The following is a 22,306-nucleotide window of genomic DNA, read 5'->3' on the forward strand; positions in this document are numbered from 1 at the left end:
CACTTATGTCCATTATGGCTGATGGAACGAGTGTTGACAAGGAAAGTTGCAGAAGACATCACTTCCGATAGACGCACTTTCCTCTGTGCCATGTTTCCAGTACTTGTATATCCTTCAACTTTTCAGGTTCTATTTCCTCGGGGTGCTTATCTAGTATTAAAAAGTCGGCTTGATAACCAGGTTCTATTTTACCCTTTTCCTTTTCTTTATATTCAAGCTCTGCTGGAGTTTTTGTAAATCCAAGGAAAGAATCCTTTACACTTAACCTTTCCTGCGGCATCCATCCTCCTTCAGGGTTTCCGTTAAGATCTGTTCGATTCACAGCCGTAAACATGGTCGTAAACGGATTCAATGCACCGATGGGCAGGTCAGAACTTAAGGTTATTGGAATGTGCTCTTTCAAAAGACTTTCAAAAGCATCACAGTAAGGTAGAAGACTTTCTGGTGTCCATTTCCCTTTCTCGCTCCACTCATCCAGAAGGAAAGAAGGTTGTGTTTCAATATAAGGTTTCAACTCTCTCAACCGGGCAATCAAATCGGGAGCTAGTGTCTGGGCATGAATAATCCTGTGTCTTAGGCGTTTAGTAGCTTCTCCTGATTTTTCAAGCGCCGTAATTGCCTGCTCAACAGCTCGGTCGCCGATCGCATGCATAGCGACCTGCATATCATTGTCGCTTGCATATTTAACCATTTCATCGAGCTGTTTCTGAGTATAAATCAAACGACCGTTCTCACTTGGTTGAATGGGATAAGGATTCCTCATAGCTGCCGTATAAAGGCGCTGAGTACCGTCTAGGAAAATTTTGAAAGACCCGACCTTTACTCGAGGTGTCCCCTGACCGGTACGGTGATCATTTTTATCACAATAGGTCTTCATATCCTGGATATCAAATACGTAATGGTGAAGCTGGGCATCAATCGGCAGGACTTCCTCTTGTTCCAATTCCGTATATGCCTGCCACAACCGCTTATAGGACCCGATAAAGTTAATATCATCTGTATGGACAGATGTGATGCCATATTCGCTCAGATGAGGCAGAGCTTTCTTTAAGGCTTCTTTTGCATCCTCCGTCGAACGTCCCCAAAAATGGTGCTTAATGTAATGAACTGCTGTATCTTTGAAGCGGCCATTCCAATTTCCATGTTCATCTTTTTCTTTAAATTCATCCGGTTCTTTTTTAAAATTCTCTTCTTCTTTCAATAGTTCCATCGCTTGTTCACTGATGACACATTCATGGCCGTCCTGATGCATGAAGTACATATAGGCATTCACTTGGATTTCATCCAGGTCTTTTGCTGTTAAAAGGTGGTCGATATCGTCAAAGTTTCCATCATTGAAACCTTTTCCGAAAACCCAGTCGTATTGTTCTAGTTCATCATAATGGTTCTCAACAACAGCCTTCATTTCTTCCCAGCTCGTCACTTGCGTAAGGTCTAATTCTTTTTTTAACAACCCGTAACGGAGCAGATGCATATGACTATCACTAAAGGAAGGAGAAAGGACACGTCCCCTCCCATCTATGACATCCTCCTCTCCACTATAAGGTGACTCGTAGATGGCCTCAATCTTCTCTCCTTCTACTTTAATCGCATAAGTGCGCTCACTCTCATAGGTTTGGTAGGGCTGGTAGATTCTAACGTTATCCAAAATCATGGCATGCTCTTCCTTTCAAGTATTTTCTAATTACCATTACCCCACTTCATCTTTTAAATAAACATGGGAACAAACCCCTATAGGAAAGATCTTTTAAGAGCTTCACAGCATACTTTTAACCATACAAAAAGCCAGGGAACGCATCCCTGGCTTTTGATCATTTACAATTCTTTGAAATATTCCTTATAGAAACCGCCCATGCGGCCGGAATTATCAATGACAAAGTAAAACTCTTCACTTTCGTTTTTCACATCATATACTTTGCCCGGAGTCAGTACATTGTTCACAACGAATTTTTTTGCATCGTTATGAACGCATTCAATTTGTTTGATGGTTTCATTGTTTTCCCAATTTTTGTGAATCATAGAGCATCCTCCTTGGTTTCTGTGTACCTATCATACAATGAACGAAGGGATGACTCAATATAACAGATGATTAAAATTGATCTTTATACCACTCGGCCGCTGCCCTTACTTCACTTTCTGTCAATTGATGCCCCATACGTTCCCAATGGACAGTTACATTCGCACCAGCCGCCGCTAATAACTCCTCTAAATCTTTTGTTTCTTGAGCTGGACAGATGGGATCATTTTCACCAGCGCCGATAAAAACAGGAAGTCCTGATTGTTCAGGAATTTCAATGCCTCTTCTCGGAACCATCGGGTGAAACAGCATAGCCCCTCGCAAACTTCCTTCGTAATGAAAAAGAAGGCTTCCCGCGATATTCGCTCCATTGGAATACCCGACAGCAATGACCTGCTTACGATCGAATCCATACTCATTACTTGCATCAGCAAGGAAATTATTCAATTCATCCGTTTTTTCAATTAAGTCTTCTTCATCGAAGACACCTTCTCTTAATCGTTTAAAAAAACGAGGCATCCCATTCTCTGATACATTCCCTTTTACAGACAGGATAGATGCATCAGGGTCGATCATCTTAGCTACAGGAAGCAAATCTTGTTCTGTTCCGCCTGTACCATGAAGAAGCAACAAAGTGCGTGCTGAATTTCCTTTTTGGAAGATATGCTTCATATTCATTGTGCTTCATTCCTTTCATTATAATTTACATAATATTTTTATGAGAAACTATCATTTGCTACGTTTATTTTATCTTTAATTCGAGATAGTGTCAAAACTCATGTTCTTAGTTTCTTGAACAACCAGGGGAGAAACAGGACAATCATTAATAGACGAATCGTCTGTAAAGAACTAACAATGGCTGGTTCGCCACCCGTTTGTTCAGCCGTGATAGACATTTCTACAAGCCCACCAGGGGCTAGAGCCAAAACAGCAGTCTTTACATCCATAGTCGTCCACCAGCTTAATAAAAAAGCCATCCCTATTCCTATCCCAATCATAGAAATAGCCAAAGCTAAAAAAGCTAAGCAGGTCTTTCCAGCTGAAACAATTTCGCTTAACGATACAGTGTGTCCCAGGTATGTTCCAATAAAAAACTGAGCAAGCGTAAAAAGTATTTCCGGTAAAGGATAGAAGGGGACACCCAATGTCTGTAGTGAACCGATCATAAGCATAGGAACAATGACAAGAGCAGCCGGAACCCAAGCCCTCATCCTCCACCCAATGAAACCCGCTGCCAAGTATAAAGGTAGGGTAAACATAGAGTCATGATTCATCTCTTCCATTACACCCTCAACAACCGTTGTTGAAACAGCGAAATTTCCATGGGTTACGTAAAATGGAATGATAAAAAGAACACTGATTAAACGTAAGGTGTGGAAGATTGTAACAAGCGCACTATTGCCTTTCATAGATTCGCTGACGGCAATCATGGCTGACAGCCCGCCTGGAGAGCTTCCTACAAGGGCAGTCGTTTTATCTACAGCCCCAAACCTGGCAATGTACAATCCGGCTAATAAGCTGGTGGCGATCATGACTGATGTAAGGACGGTATAAGGAAAGAGATAAGGACCGATCGAACGGAATGTTTCAGCACTGAACGTTAGACCTATCTGAATTCCCAGGAGAACAAAGGCCATGTGTTTTGCTACTGGTACAGTCTTAGAATCTAAAATCGTAAAGGATTTAGCGAGGACAACAAATACAACCGGTCCTAATATCCATGGGATGGGCATGTGTAAGAAATTAAACAAAAGGCCTCCCGGGAATGCGATCAAATAGGTCTTTATTATGTTGGAAGGCATAAGGCGGACACCGCTCCTTTCGCGAATGATAAAAGCGAACGAATAACAGAAATACAATAAACCGCTTCCCAACGAGGAAGCGGTTTACCTATTTGTTTTTCACGCCATTTTCGATCATTTCAAAGAGTTGATCTGCCATTTTTTCCACTCCGTATTTTTGCCTCGTGGGAAATAATATGGAGTGGAAAATGAGATCAGCCACCATTTCGCTTTCAATATCCTCTTTCCATATCCCTGATTGCTTCGCAGCCTCAATCCAGTCCAACATTTGGTCATACGTTCCCATGAGGTCTTCATGGATTTTTGTACGATAGAACAGAGCCAGGGTATGATCGCTGCTCTGCAGTTCCCGGATCATTTGATCGATATGATGGGTTTCTGCATGATCTAGAAAAATAAACAAAAGCTTGTATAGCTTTTTATTTGGCTCTTCCTCTTCCGGAATCGCTTCAATTTGTTGGGTCATCTCTTCCATCATGTTTCTCATATAGGATAGAATGAGGTCTTCCTTATTTTTGAAATATTCGTAGAGGGTGCTTCTGCTCACCTGGAGCTCCGTCGAAAGTTTTTTGAAATGGACCCCGTGGATCCCCTCTTTCCTGAGCAGAGCCCCTGTCTCTTTTAATATTTCCTCTTTTGTAAGAATTCTTTTTCTTCCCAATTCGGTACCTCCTCAAGCTTCCTCCATTATATCATCATCAAAGCTGAGAGGGGCATTCGAAGAGGTTTATTGAAAAAGGTACGTCAAATAACCATATCCTTTTTCTTCCATATCGTCTTTAGGAATGAATCTCAAGGCAGCAGAATTTATACAGTAACGCAGCCCTCCTTGATCTTTCGGTCCATCTTCAAACACATGGCCAAGATGGGAGTCCGCTCGATCACTTCTGATTTCCGTCCGGAACATTCCATGAGATCTATCAACTTCTTCTTTGACCTGCTGTTTTTCAATAGGCTTGGTAAAGCTTGGCCATCCACAGCCTGCATCATACTTATCCTTAGAACTGAACAAGGGTTCGCCTGAAACAATATCCACATAAATGCCCTCTTCTTCATGATCATGAAACTCATTTTGAAAGGGGCGTTCGGTCGCATTTTCCTGCGTGACTTTATACTGGATGTCGGTTAAGCGTTGCTTCAGATCTTCCTGATCCTTTTCATAACTCCAGCGATCTTTAATGAAATCAGCTCGACCGGATCCTTTCTTGTACCGTTTGTAATGAAAACGATTCTTCTTATAATAATCCTGGTGCTTATCTTCGGCAGGATAAAACGTTTCAGCCGGCAGAATTTCTGTAACAATCGCATCCTTGAATTTCCCAGATGCTGAAAGCTCTTCTTTACTCTTCTCAGCCACATGTCGTTGTTTCTCATTGTGATAGTAGATGGCTGTTGTGTAGGAGTGCCCTCGATCAGCGAATTGACCTCCAGCATCAGTGGGATCGATCTGCTGCCAAAACAGCTCAACCAGCCGCTCATAAGGAAAAATGGCGGGATCGAAAGTGATCTGTACGGCTTCCCTGTGACCCGTCTCTTCCGTGATTACCTGCATGTATGTCGGGTTTTCAGTATGCCCGCCTGTGTAGCCTGATACAATGGATTCGATTCCAGGGCGTTCATCAAAGGGTTCCACCATACACCAGAAGCATCCTCCTGCGAATGTTGCATTTTCCAATTGTGTACTCAATATATAACCTCCTAAAGGCATCGGTTTTCATTTTTATATTTGGATATGTACTTATTTTTGCTAACTCTACAAAAAAAATCAAGCTACATGCACAGCCTAAATGTATAATTTAGGCTGTGATGCACCTTGAGAACGTTTTTTTTCTTTCTTATCAAGCACACTTGTGGATTCCCAGTCCTCTGAAACAGACGGTTTGCTGCTGCTTTCGTCTAATGGTACCAGACTCTCATCATCATCATCTGGTTCGTTCATGATTTTCATCATATTAATCATGGCAGGAATGTTTTTCAGCATCGGCCCGTATTGCTGCATCATAGGTGCTGCCGATTGCATAGCTTTCAGTGCCGTCTGCATGTGCCCAAGCCATCCAGCTCCTCCAGTTTTTGCAGCTGTCCCTGCGGCACCAAGAGCCTGCGCCCCAAAACCAGTACCTCCACCTCCACCGAGAACTCCCGGGAGCCCAGAGAGTCCAGAGCCGAACCCTGTATTCCCTAAAAAGCCCGGAGCCCCAAAGCCGCCGAATCCCCGGCTTCCCGCATTGATATACGGTGCCATCGAACGCATCATTTGCGGTGCAGCTTGCTGAAATCCTGGGAATTGGCCCATAGGAGGGAAAGGCGGTTGACCTGTCGGAAACATAAAAACCCCTCCGAAACGTTAGAATACTCTAGCATATGCCTTTTTTATGAACTGGTTTGGGCTCCTGTCTCTATGTTCGCAGGCGGTAACGACCAATCCACCGGATCCATTGCATTTTTTAATAAAAACTTATTCGCCTGCGAAAAAGGACGGCTTCCGAAAAAACTTCTATGCGCAGCAAAGGGACTAGGATGAGAGGAAGTCAGTACAAGATGTTTTTCTCGATTGATGAAAGCGCCTTTCTTTTGTGCATGCTTTCCCCACAAAAAGAAGACCACTGGCTTCTTTCTTTCATTCAATGATTGAATGACTGCATCGGTGAATGTCTCCCATCCCAGCCCTCTGTGAGAATTGGCTTCCCCTTCTCTCACTGTCAATACATCGTTTAAAAGTAGGACCCCTTGTTCTGCCCAAGAACGAAGAGAGCCATGGTCCGGGGGTTGTACACCTAGATCCTCCTTCAATTCTTTGTAAATATTGCGCAGGGAGGGTGGAATGCGGTTGCCAGGTCGAACTGAAAAACTGAGCCCATGTGCCTGGTCCTTACCATGATAAGGATCCTGTCCAAGAATGACTACTTTGGTTGACGCATAAGGTGTCGACTGTAAGGCTTGGAAAACTTCATCATAAGCAGGTTGGATGGCGTTGATTTTGTATTCCGTCTCGACAGTACTCTGTAATTCTTTAAAATAATCTTTTTTAAACTCTTCGTTCAGAAGACCTTCCCAATCATTGGCTGGTTGGATCATCCGAACACCTCCTCCTTGATCATTTCCCGTTTAAAATCTCAGATATTTCCCGGGCAAGCGCAAAATATGACAGGCATCTTTCTTCATTTTCTGTATGGGACATAGAATTTGGAGAGTGCTGTTGAATATTGGCGCTTTTCGTATAAGAGTATCCAAAAATAAGGAAATATTTATAATTTATTGAAAGACAAATTCCACTTTTGATCCTTCAGGGCCTGCATCGATTTGCAATTTCGCTGGAATTTCCTCTTTTAATTGCTGGACATGGGAAATAATTCCGAGCATTCGGTTGCCGTCCTGTAAACTTCTAAGGCAGCCAATCGCTTGTTCTAATGAAAGGTCATCCAATGTACCGAATCCCTCATCAATGAACAATGTGTCCAACTGAACCCCGCCGGCATGCGCCTGAACCACATCAGCCATTCCAAGAGCTAAACTTAAGGAGGTTTTAAAACCTTCCCCACCTGAAAGTGTTCTTACTGATCGCTGTTGTCCTGTATGATGATCAATCACCTCAAGATCGAGTCCACTTTGAGCACCCCGTTTAGCTATAGCATCACTTCGGATGAGCTGGTATCGGTGGTCTGTCATCTGATCAAGGCGTAAATTGGCCTGTATGAGGATCTCATCCAAATAAGAAGCCAGCACATACCTCTCCAAAGAGAGGCGTAAATGATTGTCTCCGTTCGCAATTTGAGCGAGCTCAGCAATATCATAATACTTCGCGGCCAGTTCTCCTTGTTCTTCTACAAGCCGCCGGATATTTTCTTGTATGGATTCATTTTGTTGAAGCGAAACGTTGAGATGATTGACCATTTCCCGCTGCTCGTTTAATTTTCCTTGCATCTTTTCCAATTTCTCATGAACAGCTTGTAGCTGAGGTCTTTCTTTTTCTTCTAACTTTTGATTCAATTCTTGCAACCGCTCATTAACGACTTGCACCCGTTGCTTGTATTGCTGAATTTCGTTCGTCATTTGTTCCATGATTTGAGGTGTTCGAATGGCCGATCGATAGGCTTCAATCGAGTCAAAAGAAAATTGAACAAGCGTTTGATCAAATTCTGTTTTCCGCTGTTCTGCAGCTTTTTGTGCCTGCTCCAAATAGTTCTTTCCTTCTTCTACTGCTGTTAGGATTTTCTGCCATTCGTCCCGTTTCTGTTGATATAAGCTTTGTATTTCTATCCAATTTTCCTCTGCTTCTTTATATGACTTTTCGAAACTTGCTGCTTCTTTCACTAATTCTTCAGGATCAACACTCGTAGAAGTCACATTTTCTTTCAGTGATTCCAGCTCTGTTCTTCGTTTGGTCTGGTCCTGCTGCTGATCATTGATTGTTCGCTGTAGCGTCTCTTTTTGGTTTTGCAAGAATTCCAACTGTTGATCCATCTCGTCCAATTTTTTCTCCGTGGATTGAATGTCCTCTATTTTCTCTTTAAGCTTGTTATACTCCTCAAGCACTTTTCTCATCTCATGAGAGCAATGCTGTCTTTCTTTTTCAATCATCTCTTCAGAAAGTTCATGCTCGATGTCTAAATCATTCCAGATGCTCTCTGTCAATTGACGTTGAGCTTCCCCGTCAGACTTTACCTGGATCAATTCGTCCTGTGCCTTCTCGAAGTAATGCTCCGCCTCCTTGTGACGCTCCCTCAGCTGTTCCACCTGATCTTCATTCAGCACACCTTCTGGTTTCCCTGCGACATCAGGGTGTTCAGTTGAGCCGCATACCGGACAAGGTGACCCATCATTTAAATGCAAGGATAGGGTATAAGCGTGGTGTTTCCTAATGTCATCCAACGCTTTTTCATACGACTCTTTGAATTTCTGTAACCTTTGTTTTTTTTCCTGATAGTTTTTGGAAACAGACTGATATTGAGTGCGTAGCTTAGTTAACTGAAGCCATTCTTCAGATAATCTTTCCACCCTTTCCTTTCGTTGTTGAGAGGTCTGATAGGATTGCTTTTTCTCATAAGCTGCTTCTCTTAAAGACCTTTCACCTTTCACTTTTTCTTTCATCCACTTCTTATCTTGAAGAATTTTTTGTTCCTTTTCCTGAAAATCAGAAAAAGAACGGCGATTATTGGCTATCTCCCTTTCAAGATTCTCCAGCCCCTGATTTTTCTTTAAAAATTCTTCTACATGCTCTTTTTCTCTTAATTTTTGTTGCCAGGCCTCTTTCATACGGTCACGATCTTCTTGTTGATCGGCTTTCTTCACATATTCTTCCTGTATCTTATCAAACGCCGATTTCACGCGATTGTATGTTTCTTCTCTATCCTTTTGATTCAAAAGGAGCTGGTCAAGTTCTCTTTGTCTTTCCTCGTATTGTTTTTCATATGGGCGTACTTCCGCTGCTTTCTTGGCATAGGCATGCTCATTCTCCAAATCTTTGATAGCCGCTGAGTTTTCTTCGAGCTTCTTATGCTCTATGGATAACCGATCCCTTTCTTCAAAAAGATCCAGAAGCTGCTTTGATTCGAAGTACTGGTTCTGAATGTGGTCTGTGGTTTGCTGAAGTTGATCCGCATAAGCTTTTTCATCAGAAACCATTTGTTTCTGATGGTCGATCCTTTGATTCAATCGTTTTCGTACTTTTGAGAGTTCCTCATTTTCGAGATCAGCGTCAGCTTCTTCCCCCCACACGATTCTCTCTTTCTCCTGAGAAATTTTCCACTCAAATTGATTGATCTCCGTTTGTAGTTCCTTCGACTGTTTCTTAAAATAATCAGTGACTTCTGCGAAAAACTCCGTTTTGAAAATACGTTGAAGGATTTCCTCTCTCTCTTTACTATTTTCAGAGATTAACTTTCGGAATTCTCCCTGTGGGATCATGATCATTTTTCGAAATTGTTCATAATCAAGGCCGAGGATTTCTTCAATGTATTCGTTCACTTCTTTAATTTTAGATGCTACCAGTTTCTCTTCTTCACCTTGAATGATATAGAAATCGGCACGGGCCGGGTCTTCTTTCCACCCTTCGCCACGTTCTTTCCTTTTCATCTGCTTTGGCATTCTTACAATGCGATACGTTTTCCCCCGTAATTCGAAAGTGAATTCTACATAAGTTGGTTCTCCTGGATCTGCGAAATGACTCCGCATTGAATCCTGGTCCCGATCGCTTCCGCTTGCACGGCCATACAGGGCAAAACACATGGCATCAAAAATCGTTGTCTTTCCTGCCCCGGTAGGTCCAGTGATAAGAAAGATCGATTCTTCACCTAAAGTTGTAAAATCCACTATCTGCTTATGACGGTAAGGACCGAATGCAGCCATGGTAAGAGTGAGTGCTTTCATCTTATTTCCCCCTCTCTTCTTTCCTTAGATTATCTATGGCTTGTTCAATCAATTCTTTCCGTTCAGGTGGAATAGATTCCCCTTTAATGTCTTCATAAAAAGAAGCAAAGAGGTCTGCGTGTGAAAGCTTCTGTCGCTTTTTGACTTCCTGCAGTTCTTCCATTTGTAAATTTGTCTTTGATCTCCGTCTTTCCAAATGAAGGATATTCGGATAAACTTTGCGTAATTTGCCCATGGGATCTACGAGCTGGCCATCATCCAAGAGGCGGACATGCAAATAATTTTCCGGATTTTCAGCGGATTCTCCAGCCAGCAAGTCTTCAAAATATCCTTCGATGACTTGGAAGTCTCTTATTGGTGTAAGCGGTATCTTTTCCCATTCACACGATCCATCCTGATCCATATCAATCCTTGTCACAGATTTAGCGTGATTCACTTCAGAAAACGAATATTTCAAAATTGATCCGCTGTACCTTATATAATCTTCCGTCACTCTTTGGGGCTGATGAAGGTGACCAAGAGCCACATAAGAAAAGGCTTGGAATAACCGGGCATCAACATAAGGACTCCCGCCAATCATAGACAGGCGCTCTTCCGATTCCGATTCCATTCCTCCTGCTAAAAAGGAATGGCCGACCCAGACATGGCGATCATCCATGTTAAAGCGTTGCTTGATATCCTTGATCAGAACTTCCGCTGCCTGTTGATGGGTTTTAATCTCTTGATCTTCAAATACAAACGCCACTTCTGCAGGCTCAACATATGGGATGAGATGAAAATGAACAGGACCGTCTTCATCGTATAAGGTGACAGGATCCCGCTCTTTTTGTAATTTCGTATCTAAGAACAGGCCTTGTTTTCTAAACATTTGGCTGCCGAAATTCAACCGATCGGGACTGTCATGGTTACCCGATATCGCAAGAACCGGGACCTGGAAGTCGTTAATGAGCGTCGTCAACGTTTCATTTAGTAATTCCACCGCTTGCTTCGGGGGGATGGAGCGATCATAGAGGTCCCCTGCTATAATAATGACATCCGGCTTTTCCCTCTCTACAATTTCCACAAATTGTTGAAGAATGTAGCGTTGGTCTTCCGTCATATGTACATAGTTCACGATTTTCCCCAAATGCCAGTCAGCCGTGTGTAAAATTCTCATGGATCCACCTCTCTTTTATTCTTCTTCTATTTTGTATTTCTCATATAATTGATCGAAAACAGATAAAGCAGATGGAAAAGGTGCATTCCATTCTAAATAGGAACTGATTTCATCATAAGCTTTCGCCTGCTTTGGGAAGCTGTGGTCATCGAACATCCATTCAGCGAGTTGTTTTTCTTCGTTATTCCTTTTGTTCCCTCTGTATCTCATCATATAGTGATAAAAAGATCTCATCAGTCTTGTTCCTCCTCGCATATTCCTACATTATTTTTATCATGTTACGGTCTTTACAGCAAAAGATAATATTGTAAAACTGAAAAACTAATCATTTTGTAAAAATAAGCTAAAATCCAAATGAAAAGCCCAGAGATGTAAATCTCTGGGCCTTTCCACGCGCTTTTTGTTTCTAGACAATCTAATCTTCAGATTCCATGAATTCCTGGTGATTTTTAAGCTTCTTACGATAAACAATCCTCGATAGAATAATACTTACCTCATACAAAAGGATTAAAGGAAACGCAACCACCAACTGCAGAATGAAATCCGGCGGGGAAATGATGGTTCCGATAATGATTAAAATAAAATACGCATATTTACGAACCTTCACTAGAAAGACAGGATTAACAATACCCAGGCTCGTCAAGAACATAATGATGATAGGGATCTCAAATAAAACCGCAAAAGGAATCGTTACCCTGAAAAGAAAGCGAAAATACCGCTCCACCGTATAAATTTCGTTGAACATTCCATTATTGAGTGACAAGAGAAAAGGGAGAATCAGCTGGACAAATACGATGTACCCAAACGTAAGCCCTGCAAGAAACAATAAAAAGATCGCCGGCACGTAAGATAGTGAAACCCGGCGCTCTTTCGGTGTTAAGGCGGGTTTGACAAACAGCCATATTTGCAGGGACAAAATAGGCAAGGTTCCTACAATAGCCACGAGACTGGCAATGGTGAAAATAATCCAAATGATCTCACCCGGGCTTGTCATATTCAATTCAAACGGTAAATCTTTAATAAAAAACGTTTGTATTCTTTCAACATAAATAAAGCCGACAATAAAGAAAGTGATAAAAAAAGCCAACGTCCATAAAACGCGCTTTCGCAACTCACTCAGGTGATCGGTGACGTTCATTTCGATATCCTGAGTTATTTTTTCTTCTGACACTACAATCACCTCCAGGCTGATAGGAGCCTGACAAAAAGAAGATGCAAGGGAAAGTCCCTTACACCTTCTCTATTCATTTTATTCTTTGGTTTTCTTTTCTGCCTTACTGCTTTCATCATCAGACATGATGTCGCCTGTAGCTTTCTTGAATTCCTTAAGGGAACTTCCGAACGCCTTTCCGATTTCTGGAAGTTTTGAAGGACCAAAAACGACAAGTGCAATGATTAAAATCAGAATGAGACCTGGTACACCAATGCTTGATAACATGGTCAATCACTCCATTAGTTATGTCTTTTTGAAAAATTTTAAGCTTATGTTATTTATTCGTTTTTTCTTCACTAGAGTCGCTTGTAAGCTCACGAGCAGAGTTTTTGAATTCTTTCAACGTTTCACCAGCAGCCTTTCCGATTTCAGGCAATTTCTTCGGGCCGAAAATGACTAAAGCAATCGTCAAAATCAAAATCAGACCTGGTATTCCGATACTTGACAGCATGTCCATTCACCGCCTTCAACACGTACTTTATATTCATTTTACAAGAGTAGACAAAGAAAAGAAACAACTTCACCAAAAATTCCTTCCCCTCTTACTTCTTTCCTATCATATCATGCTCTGTATTCTATTGTCTCTACCTCTTCCAGTTTTTAAACAAATCCCTTGCTAATGCATATTCCTCTGGTGTGTTCATATTAAAAAAGTGCATAGAAAGATTCTCCTGCTCAATACCAGGAAAAGTGGACAATTCCTTTATCTGTATATGATCAAAAAGCCCCCGGACTTTCCTGCCTCCTTGAGACAAATAAGACTCCAGTTTGTCCAGGATCCGGATGTGATAGACCCCGGAGGTCGGGTGAAAGCGTCCTTCGTAAACAGGAATGACAGCATCCGCCGAATCATCCGCTTCTTTAATCAAATGACGATAAACCTCATCACTGACAAAAGGAGTATCACATGCAGCCATGACAAACCAGGTGGCCGGTCTTTGTTTCATGACTGCGTGCAATCCAGCGAGTGGTCCTGCATCTTCATAAATGTCTCCGACGACCGTGTAAGGCTTTTTTAATGGTTCATCCTGGTTCACTATGATGGTGTCAGTCACCATTGAAAGAGTCGAGGTAATCAACTCCAAGGAGGTCATGGAACCCAAAACCAAAGAAGACTTAGCGGTCCCCATTCTTGTCGATCCTCCCCCGTTAAGAATCACTCCACACAAATCCTTTTGTTGCATTAGGAACTCTTCCGGTCGTAGGTACGGAAATAATAGTCATACGGGTTCTTTTCATCTTTCAGACCCTTCGTCTCAGAAACAAGTGTCCACTCAGATTCGTCATACTGTGGAAAATATGTGTCCCCTTCAAAGCTTGCATCAATATAAGTCAAATACATACAGTCTGCATGAGGAAGCATTTTTTCAAAGAGTACACTTCCTCCGATTACAAACCATTCTTTATCCGGGTTATCTTGCTCCATCTTAAGGATCTCATCGATGGAGTGAATCACTGTACATCCTTCCCGGTCGTAATTCTTATTACTGGTTATAACGATGTGCTCCCGCTCTGGAAGAGGTTGAGGAAAGGACTCAAATGTTTTCCTTCCCATGATGATGGTTTTCCCCCACGTGGTGTCTTTGAAAAATTTAAAGTCGTTCGGAATATGCCACGGTAAATCATTGTCTTTTCCAATCAATCTGTTTTTGTCCATTGCAAATATGAATGAAATCATCCTTAACACCCCTTCTTTAAGATTTACAGTTATAAAGTGATGGCTGTCTTAAGAAATACTTTATTTTCGGTATTTTTGTGATGTTCAAGGGTCTATCGGTGATGGAGAGAATCTTCCAGCAAATCAGCGATTGGTTAGCTCTCAGTGGGTCAGCTACACCATGCTCCCTCATGCAACAAGACATCCCACGCTGCAGTGTCTCTTCAAGGCAAGTTTAAACCTTATACTGAAGAGGGTTTTTATGGTATTCCCTACAAAGAATCACTTCAGGTTATACGGCTACTGGAGCTTTAATGCTCGGATGGGGGTCGTAGCCCTCAATCGTGATATCCTCCATATCGAAATCGAATATACTTTCTTTCTCATTGTTCAACGACAACACCGGTAAGGTTCTAGGTTCTCTCGTTAATTGTTCATGGATCTGCTTTCTATGATTACTGTATATATGAGCATCTCCTAGAGTGTGAATGAATTCACCGACTTCCAACCCACATTCATGGGCAATCAGATGGGTCAGCAACGCATAGCTGGCAATATTAAAAGGTACTCCCAGGAAAATGTCACCGCTCCTTTGATACAACTGACACGATAATTTACCATCCGCGACATAAAATTGAAAAAGAATATGACAAGGTGGTAAAGCCATATTTGAGGGGACATCTTCTGGATTCCATGCAGTTACAAGGTGTCTTCTCGAGTCAGGGTTATTTTTTATACTCTCTACCACATTTTTAAGCTGATCGATGGTTTGTCCTCTGCTTGTTTTCCATTCCCTCCATTGTTTCCCGTAAACCGCGCCGAGATCACCAAACTCTTTAGCAAAAGTGTCATCGTTCAGGACCTTTTCTTTAAACGTATCCATCTGCTCTTTATATTGCTTTTTGAACTCTTCATCATTCTGGCTGCGCCGCCCGAAATCAGTCATGTCAGGGCCTGTATAATCTTCACTCTCCACCCATTTTTGAAAAGCCCACTCGTTCCAAATGTTATTCTTATGTTCCAATAAATAGCGGATGTTCGTATCCCCTTTCATGAACCATAATAGTTCACTGGCAATCAGCCTAAAAGGAACACGCTTCGTGGTCATGAGCGGAAAACCTTCTTTTAAATCAAACCGCATCTGGTGTCCGAAAACTGAAAGAGTCCCCGTTCCTGTTCGATCTTCTTTAGAGTTTCCTTCTTTCAACACGTGTTTACACATATCTAAATAAGCCTGTTCATTCTTTGACATGACTGTACTCCTCTCTGCATTGTTGTTCTCGATAAAACTCTTCTAAGTATTGAAGCATAAATTGATGACGCCTTTCAGCTTCCTGCTTACCGCTTTTCGTATGCATCAATTCTCTTAGTTTCAAAAGTTTTTCATAAAAATGGCTGATGGCATCTTTTTCATCTTCCTTGTAAATCGGTTGATTGATGGTCCCGCCAAAAGCAAACGTTCGTGCAATACCTACAGCCCCTATGGCATCTAACCTGTCAGCATCTTGAATGATTTCTCCCATTCTTGAATGGGGGACGTCTCCTTTTGAAAAAGATACTGTCCGAATTGCATCAGCAATTGTATCAATCTCATCCTCTGTAAAACCAACATCCGAAAGAAGTTGATCCCTTTGTTGGATCGCCTTTTCTGGCTGGGCAAACAATTTATGATCTCCCACATCGTGAAGGAGAGCTGCAACTTCGCACAAAAATGGATCCTCGCCCTCATCGTTCGCCATGGATTTCGCCCACGAGGCTACTCGTTTCATATGGACATCATCATGCCCGCTCGTGTCGTCTTTGAATAAATCATAGACGAAACATCTTATTGTTTCCAATGCTTCCCTTTTGTTCATGTTTGCCTCCTAGAAATTGAAAAGGTCCATTTGTCGTGGATTGAGGTCTTCATACTTGATATCGAGAAGCTCCTGCATTTGCTTAGCATTATCTGCGGCATCGCCACCTGAATTGTTGTTAAACAGAAGGGTAACCTCAGGAGTCGTTTCTTCAAGTTTTAACACTTGTTCTTTCCACTCCTGCAATTCTTCCTCATTATACTTATACAAAAAGCGGACTTTCCGCCAGTCTTTCCGACCGTTTTTGTTCCAGCCGTGAATGTTTCTCCCATGGAAACGGACCAATGTTTTTTCAGGATGGGTAGGTACAAGAACGCGTGGCACTGAACCTTCTCCTGCTTGCGGCTCGTCACAAATACTGTGAATCCATTGCTGATCTTTCATGAAAGATAACGTTTGTTCATAATAGTTGGAATCGAACCATGTGCGGTTTCTGAACTCCAACGCCAGTGGGTAATCTTCCATCCATTCCCGGATATAACGAAGTTTTTTTATGTTCTCTTTACGCACATCGAACCAAGGTGGAAATTGAAATAACAACGCGTTCACCTGGCCACTTTCCCATACGGGCTGGATGGATTCTTCATAACGCTTCATCAGATCCTTCGCTTCCTGTACTGTCCTTGCTTCCCTGTCATGACCTGTCAATTGTTGAAATGCTTTAATAACAAATGAAAAGGACTCAGGCGTTTCCTTCAGCCACTTTTCATAACGGGAAACGGGTTGGATTGCATAAAAGGCTGTATCTACTTCAACTACAGGAAAGTGAGAAGCATAAGCGGATAATTTCTCCTCAGATCTTGTCCGGTCCGAATAAAGGGTGGGATGGTCTCCCCATCCTGTCAAACCAATACGTATTGTCACCATAAATCCCCCTTACCTTCTATATAACCATTCCATCTCCTGTTTCATTCTCAATCGCGTAAAATGTTCGACTTGAATGATTATAGCAGATCATTTTCCAAACTTGTATCAGAATAAGCCATGGATGGTCCCCTCTTCATCTACATCCATCCGCAAAGCGGCCGGCTGTTTAGGCAGTCCAGGCATGGTCATGACGTCTCCGGTTAAAGCTACAAGGAAACCGGCTCCTACCGAAGGATAGATCTCTCTGACCGTTACTCTAAAGTTTTGCGGACGCCCAAGCTTTCCAGGGTCATCAGATAAGGAATATTGAGTCTTAGCCATACATACAGGCAACTCTCCAAAACCAAGCTCTCTTAGTTGACGAATCTGCTTCTCAGCTTTTGATGAAAAATCAACACCTTCAGCTCCATAAACGTTCATTGCGATTTTATCAATTTTTTCTTCTATAGAGTCTTCCAATTCGTACATATACTTTAACGGACCCGTTTTCTTCTCGCATGCACTCATCACTTTTTCCGCCAGGTCGATCCCACCTTCACCACCTTCAGCAAATACGTTTGTAAGTGATACTTCAACTCCTTGTTCCTCACACCAATGAGTGAGAAACTCTATTTCCCGCTCTGTATCAGAAGGGAATTGGTTAATCGCTACAACAAAAGGAAGTCCATATTGCTGGATGGTTTCCATATGCTTCTTCAGGTTGCCGATTCCAGCCTTTAAAGCGTCCACGCTTTCACTCTCCAGTAATCCTTTTTCCATACCCCCATGCATTTTCAAAGCCCTAATGGTTGCTACAATAACAACGGCATCGGGTTCAAGGTCGCCTGCTCTGGTTTTTATGTCCAAAAACTTCTCTGCTCCAAGGTCAGCTCCGAAGCCAGCTTCAGTTACTACATAATCTCCAAGTTTCGCAGCTAAGTTTGTGGCCATGACACTGTTACAACCGTGAGCTATATTCGCAAATGGCCCTCCATGTATAATAGCTGGTGTATTCTCAAGGGTCTGTACCAGGTTAGGTTTGATTGCATCCTTCAAAAGAAGTGCCAAAGCCCCTTGCACACCTAGTTGTTTCACTTGAATCGGTTTTTTGTCATAGGTGTATCCTATGACTATTTCAGCTATTCTTTGCTTCATATCAGTAAGATCTTTCGCTAAACAAAGGATGGCCATAATTTCCGAAGCAACCGTTATATTGAACCCATCTTCTCTGGGAACTCCTTTTACAGGGCCACCAAGACCGACGATGACTTCTCTTAAAGCTCTGTCATTTAAATCCATCACACGCTTCCATGAAACTCTTCTTGGATCGATATTCAGTTCATTTCCCTGATGAATATGATTGTCGATAAAAGCGGAAAGCGCATTATTCGCAGAAGTAATGGCATGGATATCCCCTGTGAAGTGAAGGTTGATATCCTGCATCGGTACCACTTGGGAGTATCCTCCTCCCGCTGCTCCCCCCTTTATCCCCATCGTGGGACCAAGAGAAGGTTCTCTGAGTGCGATCACAGCGCGTTGATTCAATCGGTTCAAGGCTTGCCCTAAACCGACCGTTACCGTGGATTTACCTTCCCCTGCTGGCGTCGGATTGATTGATGTGGTCAAGATGATTTTCCCTTTTTTCCTGTTGGAGAGTTTATTCAAAAGTTGATCCGACAATTTTGCTTTATAATGACCATAAGGTTCCCAATCTTCTTCATTTAAGTTCAATTGTTCAACAATCTGATGGATCGGTTTCATATCAGCTTCCAACGCTATTTTTATATCGGATTTCATTAAAATCTTTCCTTTCCTTATGTATCTTCTATCATTGTACCTGACTCTTGTTGGGAGTTATAGTCTCCCACTCTCGGAAACGGATACAAGTTGTTTGAATTTATTAGATTCATCTTGTTGACGCTCCTTTTCTCATACGATATATTTGGGGTAAGCAAATAACACGATCGGAAACATAAATGACAGGTAACTCCTCATAGAAGTGCTTCGGAATTTATTGTTCCGTCGTTCTATGAGGTTTTTTTCGGTCTGGTATTTGTAATTTCCACGTTTTACGTGCAAGATTTAGGAGGAACAAATTATGGAAAATGGTACAGTCAAATGGTTCAACGCAGAAAAAGGTTACGGTTTCATTCAAGTTGAAGGTGGAAACGACGTATTCGTACACTTCTCTGCTATCCAGGAAGAAGGCTTCAAATCTCTAGAAGAAGGTCAAGCTGTTACTTTCGAAATCGTAGAAGGCGACCGCGGCCCACAAGCTGCGAACGTTGTGAAAGAATAGATGTTCCATCAAAAAGCAATCTCCTCGGAGATTGCTTTTTCTTTTCCCTCTAACGACTAACAAGCCTCACAACTCCTCTATACTCAAGATAAGCTCCCTATTCTTGAAGACTCAGTTTCGAGACTTTTGTTGAGTGAATGGGGGCTGCGGGGAATAGCTCGCTTTCCGCGGGAGCGCGGTGAGCCTCCTCGGACTGCGTCCTGTGGGGTCTCACCAAGCACTTTTTTCCCGCAGGAGTCTCGCCATTCCCCTCCGCCCCTTTGCCGTATAAGTATCTCGAAACCACTTCCAGGTAAGAGAAGCTTTTACTCCTAAGGAAAGTGAAGCAACATGGATGCTTCAACCGCATTTGGAATGATAAAGCCTGTTATAGAGCGCTTTATCACTATAGATTCAGGATTTGTGAAAGACACTTATACCAGGCAAAGGGGTTCGTTTCTCACCTTTATTGTATGGGGTGGTTGGGGAGCTGCGAGACTCCCGTGGGAGAAAGGAGATCGGCGAGATCCCGCAGGGCGTAGCCCGAGGAAGCTCGCCACTCCCCCACAGGAAAGCGAGTAGCTTCCCAGCCACCCCTGGCGCTCAACCCGGGCAACGAACCCTGGAAAGTCTCGAAACTGAGTCTTCCACAATCCTGACATAGTATTGAATAAGGGAAATGGTTCTTGTCAAATGCCTTGTGCCATCGTATAATTGATCGCTGTTGGTTCTTTTTACCCGCGGTTCGGGAACTCCCGCGATATCAAAACTAAGGAGGAAATACGATGAGTAACGAAATCCTATGGATATTATTTGCACTAATCAATTTCGCATTATTAATTGGCATTTATCGGATGTTCGGAAAGCCTGGCTTATTTGTTTGGATCGGAATGTCCACGGTTCTTGCAAATATCCAAGTGGTCAAAACCGTAGAGATGTTCGGGTTAAATGCAACTCTTGGGAACATTGTCTATGGAACCGCCTTTCTAGCTACCGATATTCTCAATGAAAAATATGGAAAAAAAGAGGCGAGAAAAGCTGTGTGGCTGGGTTTTTCCACATTGATCATTATGACAATCATTATGCAGTTCGCCATTCTTTTCAATCCAGGCGAAAACGACATCGCTCAACCAGCATTGCAGTCTTTATTTGGTCTTGTTCCGAGAATTGCACTCGGCAGCATGCTTGCGTATATCGTCAGCCAATATTTTGATGTATGGTTATATGCTAAACTCAAAGAGATGTTTCCATCGGATCGTGCGCTTTGGATCCGGAACAATGGAAGTACGATGATCAGTCAATTGTTAGATACGAGTATTTTTTGTTTCATCGCTTTTTTTGGTTTGTATCCATTTGAGATCTGGATTGAGATTTTTATAACCACGTATATCATTAAGTTCATTGTGGCTGCTATGGATACACCATTCTTTTATATGGCTAAAAAAATGCCGCATTCTGAGTGAGGAGGTCATATGCCATGTTAGAAGTGTACACAGACGCTGCGTGCAGTGGAGAGCCGGGCCCCAGTGCTGCAGGGATAGTTATTAAAAAAAATCAAAAAACAGAAGAGCATCAATTTTATTTAGGGAACTGGACGAATCATGAAGCGGAATTCCTCGCAATTATTCACGCCTTGCAAATCTGTAAGGAGAAATATCCGGGAGAAATCATTTCGATCAGGTCTGATTCAAAAATTGCTGTTGATACCATGGATAAGCGATACACGAAGAATGAAAAATTCCTTCCCTTGTTTAACCAGATCATGAACCTTGAGGAAAGCTTTTCCTATGTTTTTTATAAATGGATTCCTGACAAACAAAACAAAAATGCAGACCGTCTTGCCAGGGAGTGTCTACAGACGAAACAGAACCCAGATCAGTAGTGATCTGGGTTCTTTATTTGTGTGTAGTCCTTGTAATGGAAAGTTGTGCTTCTATGGACTCATAGGCCTTTCTTTTACTGGTGATGGATGGATTTGAAATAAGTTCTAAAATACTAATAAAAAAACTGGGGTCAAAGGACTGTTGTATTTTTAAGGTCATGTTGACAGCAACAATGGTTTTCCATTCCGGAGCATTAGAAGAGTTATTTCCAAAATATATAAATTGGACATCCTCATCGCTCAGTTTGAATCCCTTACTCCAAAGATCTTCAAGGAAGTAAGCTAATGTGTTTCTATCCATAATACTCTCCTAACCTTATCCGTCATCGGTATGTATTTGTACTATTTTTCTATATCATAACAAAAAATGACGAAATTATCGGCAATTCGACAGGAATTTCCCACTAAATTTTTGTTTATTTCAAGACTTTCAGGCATGAAAAAGACCAGGTGCTTTCACCTGGCCGAAAGGGTGCGTTCGTATCTTTTTTTATGGTAGAAATGAGAACTTTGGTTTTGGGTTCTGAATACATTCATGACAGTTTGAGCAGGGACGCTTCCCAATTTAGATAACACGAAAATCATCAAACTACTGTAAACGGCGACCGTTAACATTATGAAAGCCAACATTTTTTGTTCTCACCCTTCTAATTGAAAATGAATTTCATTTCTAATTAGAATCTTAACAGACCTTCAGGAAATGAGCAATATTTTTTGAACATTTAAATCCTTTCCTGGAGCGCCCTCTCCTCAGCAGGAATTCTTACCGTAAGGACGAGTAGATGCAGGAAAGGGAAAATCAATGCAGTTAAATAGGCATGAAACAACACCGGGATGACCATTAATTCAAAAAAGACGATCACATAATTCGGGTGTTTCACAAATCGGTAAATCCCTTTACGGATCGGTTCTTCATCAGGTAATACGAGGATTCTTGTATTCCACCGCTTTCCCAAAGTTCGAATGCAGGCGATTCTTAGAATCTGTAACAAGAAAAAACCGGTTAGCGCGATATAAAAAAATGGTTGTTGAACATAAGGCGTCCAAACGAACTCTGCAATGATACATACAAAAAATGAGCTGTGCAGTAGGATGAACAGGAAATAGTGACCTTGCCCCCACTCTTTCGCCCCTCTTTCCACCATCCACTTACGATTTCGATTTGCCAGTGCAAGTTCACCCAGGCGTTGAAATATTAAAAAAGCTAAAATCATCCATAAAAAAATTTCCATT

At 42.0% G+C, this 22,306-nt stretch carries 25 protein-coding genes; 3 read left to right on the plus strand and 22 right to left on the minus strand.

The genetic code is table 11. The annotated features are described in order from the left end of the window. Positions 1–58: 58 nt before the first annotated feature. The 20 genes from GLW00_RS09700 to GLW00_RS09795 form a co-directional block, all read right to left on the minus strand. Positions 59–1,654, minus strand: coding sequence for an amidohydrolase (locus tag GLW00_RS09700; protein ID WP_160913442.1), 1,596 nt, complete (start codon positions 1,652–1,654; stop codon positions 59–61). Between the two features lie 161 nt (positions 1,655–1,815). Continuing rightward, positions 1,816–2,019 carry a DUF6501 family protein gene (locus GLW00_RS09705; protein ID WP_160913444.1) on the minus strand — a complete coding sequence of 68 codons (204 nt, stop codon included), beginning with the start codon at positions 2,017–2,019 and terminating at the stop codon, positions 1,816–1,818. A gap of 70 nt (positions 2,020–2,089) precedes the next feature. Next, positions 2,090–2,689 (minus strand): alpha/beta hydrolase, encoded by a 600-nt coding sequence (locus GLW00_RS09710; RefSeq protein ID WP_160913810.1) that lies wholly within the window; start codon positions 2,687–2,689, stop codon positions 2,090–2,092. 104 nt (positions 2,690–2,793) lie between these two features. After that, complete coding sequence (locus tag GLW00_RS09715) at positions 2,794–3,819, minus strand: AbrB family transcriptional regulator (protein ID WP_160913446.1); 1,026 nt, start codon at positions 3,817–3,819, stop codon at positions 2,794–2,796. An 88-nt stretch (positions 3,820–3,907) separates the two neighbouring features. Beyond that, positions 3,908–4,480, minus strand: coding sequence for a TetR/AcrR family transcriptional regulator (locus tag GLW00_RS09720; protein WP_160913448.1), 573 nt, complete (start codon positions 4,478–4,480; stop codon positions 3,908–3,910). Between the two features lie 66 nt (positions 4,481–4,546). Next, complete coding sequence (gene msrB, locus GLW00_RS09725) at positions 4,547–5,506, minus strand: peptide-methionine (R)-S-oxide reductase MsrB (RefSeq protein ID WP_160913450.1); 960 nt, start codon at positions 5,504–5,506, stop codon at positions 4,547–4,549. Between the two features lie 96 nt (positions 5,507–5,602). Beyond that, positions 5,603–6,145, minus strand: coding sequence for a VrrA/YqfQ family protein (gene vrrA, locus GLW00_RS09730; protein ID WP_160913452.1), 543 nt, complete (start codon positions 6,143–6,145; stop codon positions 5,603–5,605). 44 nt (positions 6,146–6,189) lie between these two features. After that, positions 6,190–6,894, minus strand: coding sequence for a uracil-DNA glycosylase (locus GLW00_RS09735; protein ID WP_160913454.1), 705 nt, complete (start codon positions 6,892–6,894; stop codon positions 6,190–6,192). Positions 6,895–7,071: 177 nt separating this feature from the next. Further along, a complete protein-coding gene (locus GLW00_RS09740) occupies positions 7,072–10,185 on the minus strand; it encodes an AAA family ATPase (RefSeq protein WP_160913456.1) in 3,114 nt (1,037 codons plus the stop codon). 1 nt (position 10,186) lies between these two features. After that, the gene (locus GLW00_RS09745) at positions 10,187–11,341 is read right to left on the minus strand and encodes an exonuclease SbcCD subunit D (protein WP_160913458.1); all 1,155 of its coding nucleotides are present in this window, start codon (positions 11,339–11,341) and stop codon (positions 10,187–10,189) included. A 15-nt stretch (positions 11,342–11,356) separates the two neighbouring features. Next, positions 11,357–11,575 (minus strand): YozE family protein, encoded by a 219-nt coding sequence (locus GLW00_RS09750; RefSeq protein ID WP_160913460.1) that lies wholly within the window; start codon positions 11,573–11,575, stop codon positions 11,357–11,359. A 181-nt stretch (positions 11,576–11,756) separates the two neighbouring features. After that, positions 11,757–12,479: a twin-arginine translocase subunit TatC gene (gene tatC / locus GLW00_RS09755; protein WP_160913812.1), complete on the minus strand. Its 723-nt coding sequence runs from the start codon at positions 12,477–12,479 to the stop codon at positions 11,757–11,759. Between the two features lie 111 nt (positions 12,480–12,590). Next, positions 12,591–12,779, minus strand: a complete 189-nt coding sequence (locus GLW00_RS09760) for a twin-arginine translocase TatA/TatE family subunit (RefSeq protein ID WP_160913462.1) — start codon at positions 12,777–12,779, stop codon at positions 12,591–12,593. A 49-nt stretch (positions 12,780–12,828) separates the two neighbouring features. Beyond that, positions 12,829–13,005, minus strand: a complete 177-nt coding sequence (locus GLW00_RS09765; protein WP_160913814.1) for a twin-arginine translocase TatA/TatE family subunit — start codon at positions 13,003–13,005, stop codon at positions 12,829–12,831. 133 nt (positions 13,006–13,138) lie between these two features. Then, complete coding sequence (gene mobA, locus GLW00_RS09770; protein ID WP_160913464.1) at positions 13,139–13,738, minus strand: molybdenum cofactor guanylyltransferase; 600 nt, start codon at positions 13,736–13,738, stop codon at positions 13,139–13,141. Further along, the gene (locus GLW00_RS09775) at positions 13,738–14,232 is read right to left on the minus strand and encodes a dihydrofolate reductase (protein WP_160913466.1); all 495 of its coding nucleotides are present in this window, start codon (positions 14,230–14,232) and stop codon (positions 13,738–13,740) included. The genes mobA and GLW00_RS09775 overlap by 1 nt, the downstream gene beginning before the upstream one ends. A gap of 271 nt (positions 14,233–14,503) precedes the next feature. Further along, the gene (locus GLW00_RS09780; RefSeq protein ID WP_160913468.1) at positions 14,504–15,463 is read right to left on the minus strand and encodes a thymidylate synthase; all 960 of its coding nucleotides are present in this window, start codon (positions 15,461–15,463) and stop codon (positions 14,504–14,506) included. After that, positions 15,450–16,067 carry an HD domain-containing protein gene (locus GLW00_RS09785; protein WP_160913470.1) on the minus strand — a complete coding sequence of 206 codons (618 nt, stop codon included), beginning with the start codon at positions 16,065–16,067 and terminating at the stop codon, positions 15,450–15,452. The genes GLW00_RS09780 and GLW00_RS09785 overlap by 14 nt, the downstream gene beginning before the upstream one ends. 9 nt (positions 16,068–16,076) lie before the next feature. Then, complete coding sequence (locus tag GLW00_RS09790) at positions 16,077–16,934, minus strand: DUF72 domain-containing protein (RefSeq protein ID WP_202412420.1); 858 nt, start codon at positions 16,932–16,934, stop codon at positions 16,077–16,079. Positions 16,935–17,039: 105 nt separating this feature from the next. Beyond that, entirely contained in the window at positions 17,040–18,710 is a 1,671-nt protein-coding gene (locus tag GLW00_RS09795) for a formate--tetrahydrofolate ligase (RefSeq protein WP_160913474.1), read from the minus strand. Positions 18,711–19,011: 301 nt separating this feature from the next. Here GLW00_RS09795 and GLW00_RS09800 point away from each other — a divergent pair, with 301 nt between their 5' ends. From GLW00_RS09800 to GLW00_RS09810, 3 genes are all read left to right on the plus strand, one after another. Then, positions 19,012–19,212, plus strand: a complete 201-nt coding sequence (locus tag GLW00_RS09800; protein ID WP_160913476.1) for a cold-shock protein — start codon at positions 19,012–19,014, stop codon at positions 19,210–19,212. 764 nt (positions 19,213–19,976) lie between these two features. Beyond that, the gene (locus tag GLW00_RS09805) at positions 19,977–20,654 is read left to right on the plus strand and encodes a queuosine precursor transporter (RefSeq protein WP_160913478.1); all 678 of its coding nucleotides are present in this window, start codon (positions 19,977–19,979) and stop codon (positions 20,652–20,654) included. 14 nt (positions 20,655–20,668) lie between these two features. Next, complete coding sequence (locus GLW00_RS09810; protein ID WP_160913480.1) at positions 20,669–21,073, plus strand: ribonuclease HI family protein; 405 nt, start codon at positions 20,669–20,671, stop codon at positions 21,071–21,073. Between the two features lie 13 nt (positions 21,074–21,086). Here the strand turns inward: GLW00_RS09810 and GLW00_RS09815 are convergent, their stop codons facing one another. Continuing rightward, complete coding sequence (locus GLW00_RS09815) at positions 21,087–21,374, minus strand: DUF6123 family protein (protein ID WP_160913482.1); 288 nt, start codon at positions 21,372–21,374, stop codon at positions 21,087–21,089. 421 nt (positions 21,375–21,795) lie between these two features. After that, entirely contained in the window at positions 21,796–22,305 is a 510-nt protein-coding gene (locus GLW00_RS09820; protein WP_160913484.1) for an isoprenylcysteine carboxyl methyltransferase family protein, read from the minus strand. Between the last annotated feature and the right edge of the window lies 1 nt (position 22,306).

The organism is Halobacillus litoralis, from assembly GCF_009856445.1.
GTDB classification, from domain to species: domain Bacteria; phylum Bacillota; class Bacilli; order Bacillales; family Halobacillaceae; genus Halobacillus; species Halobacillus litoralis.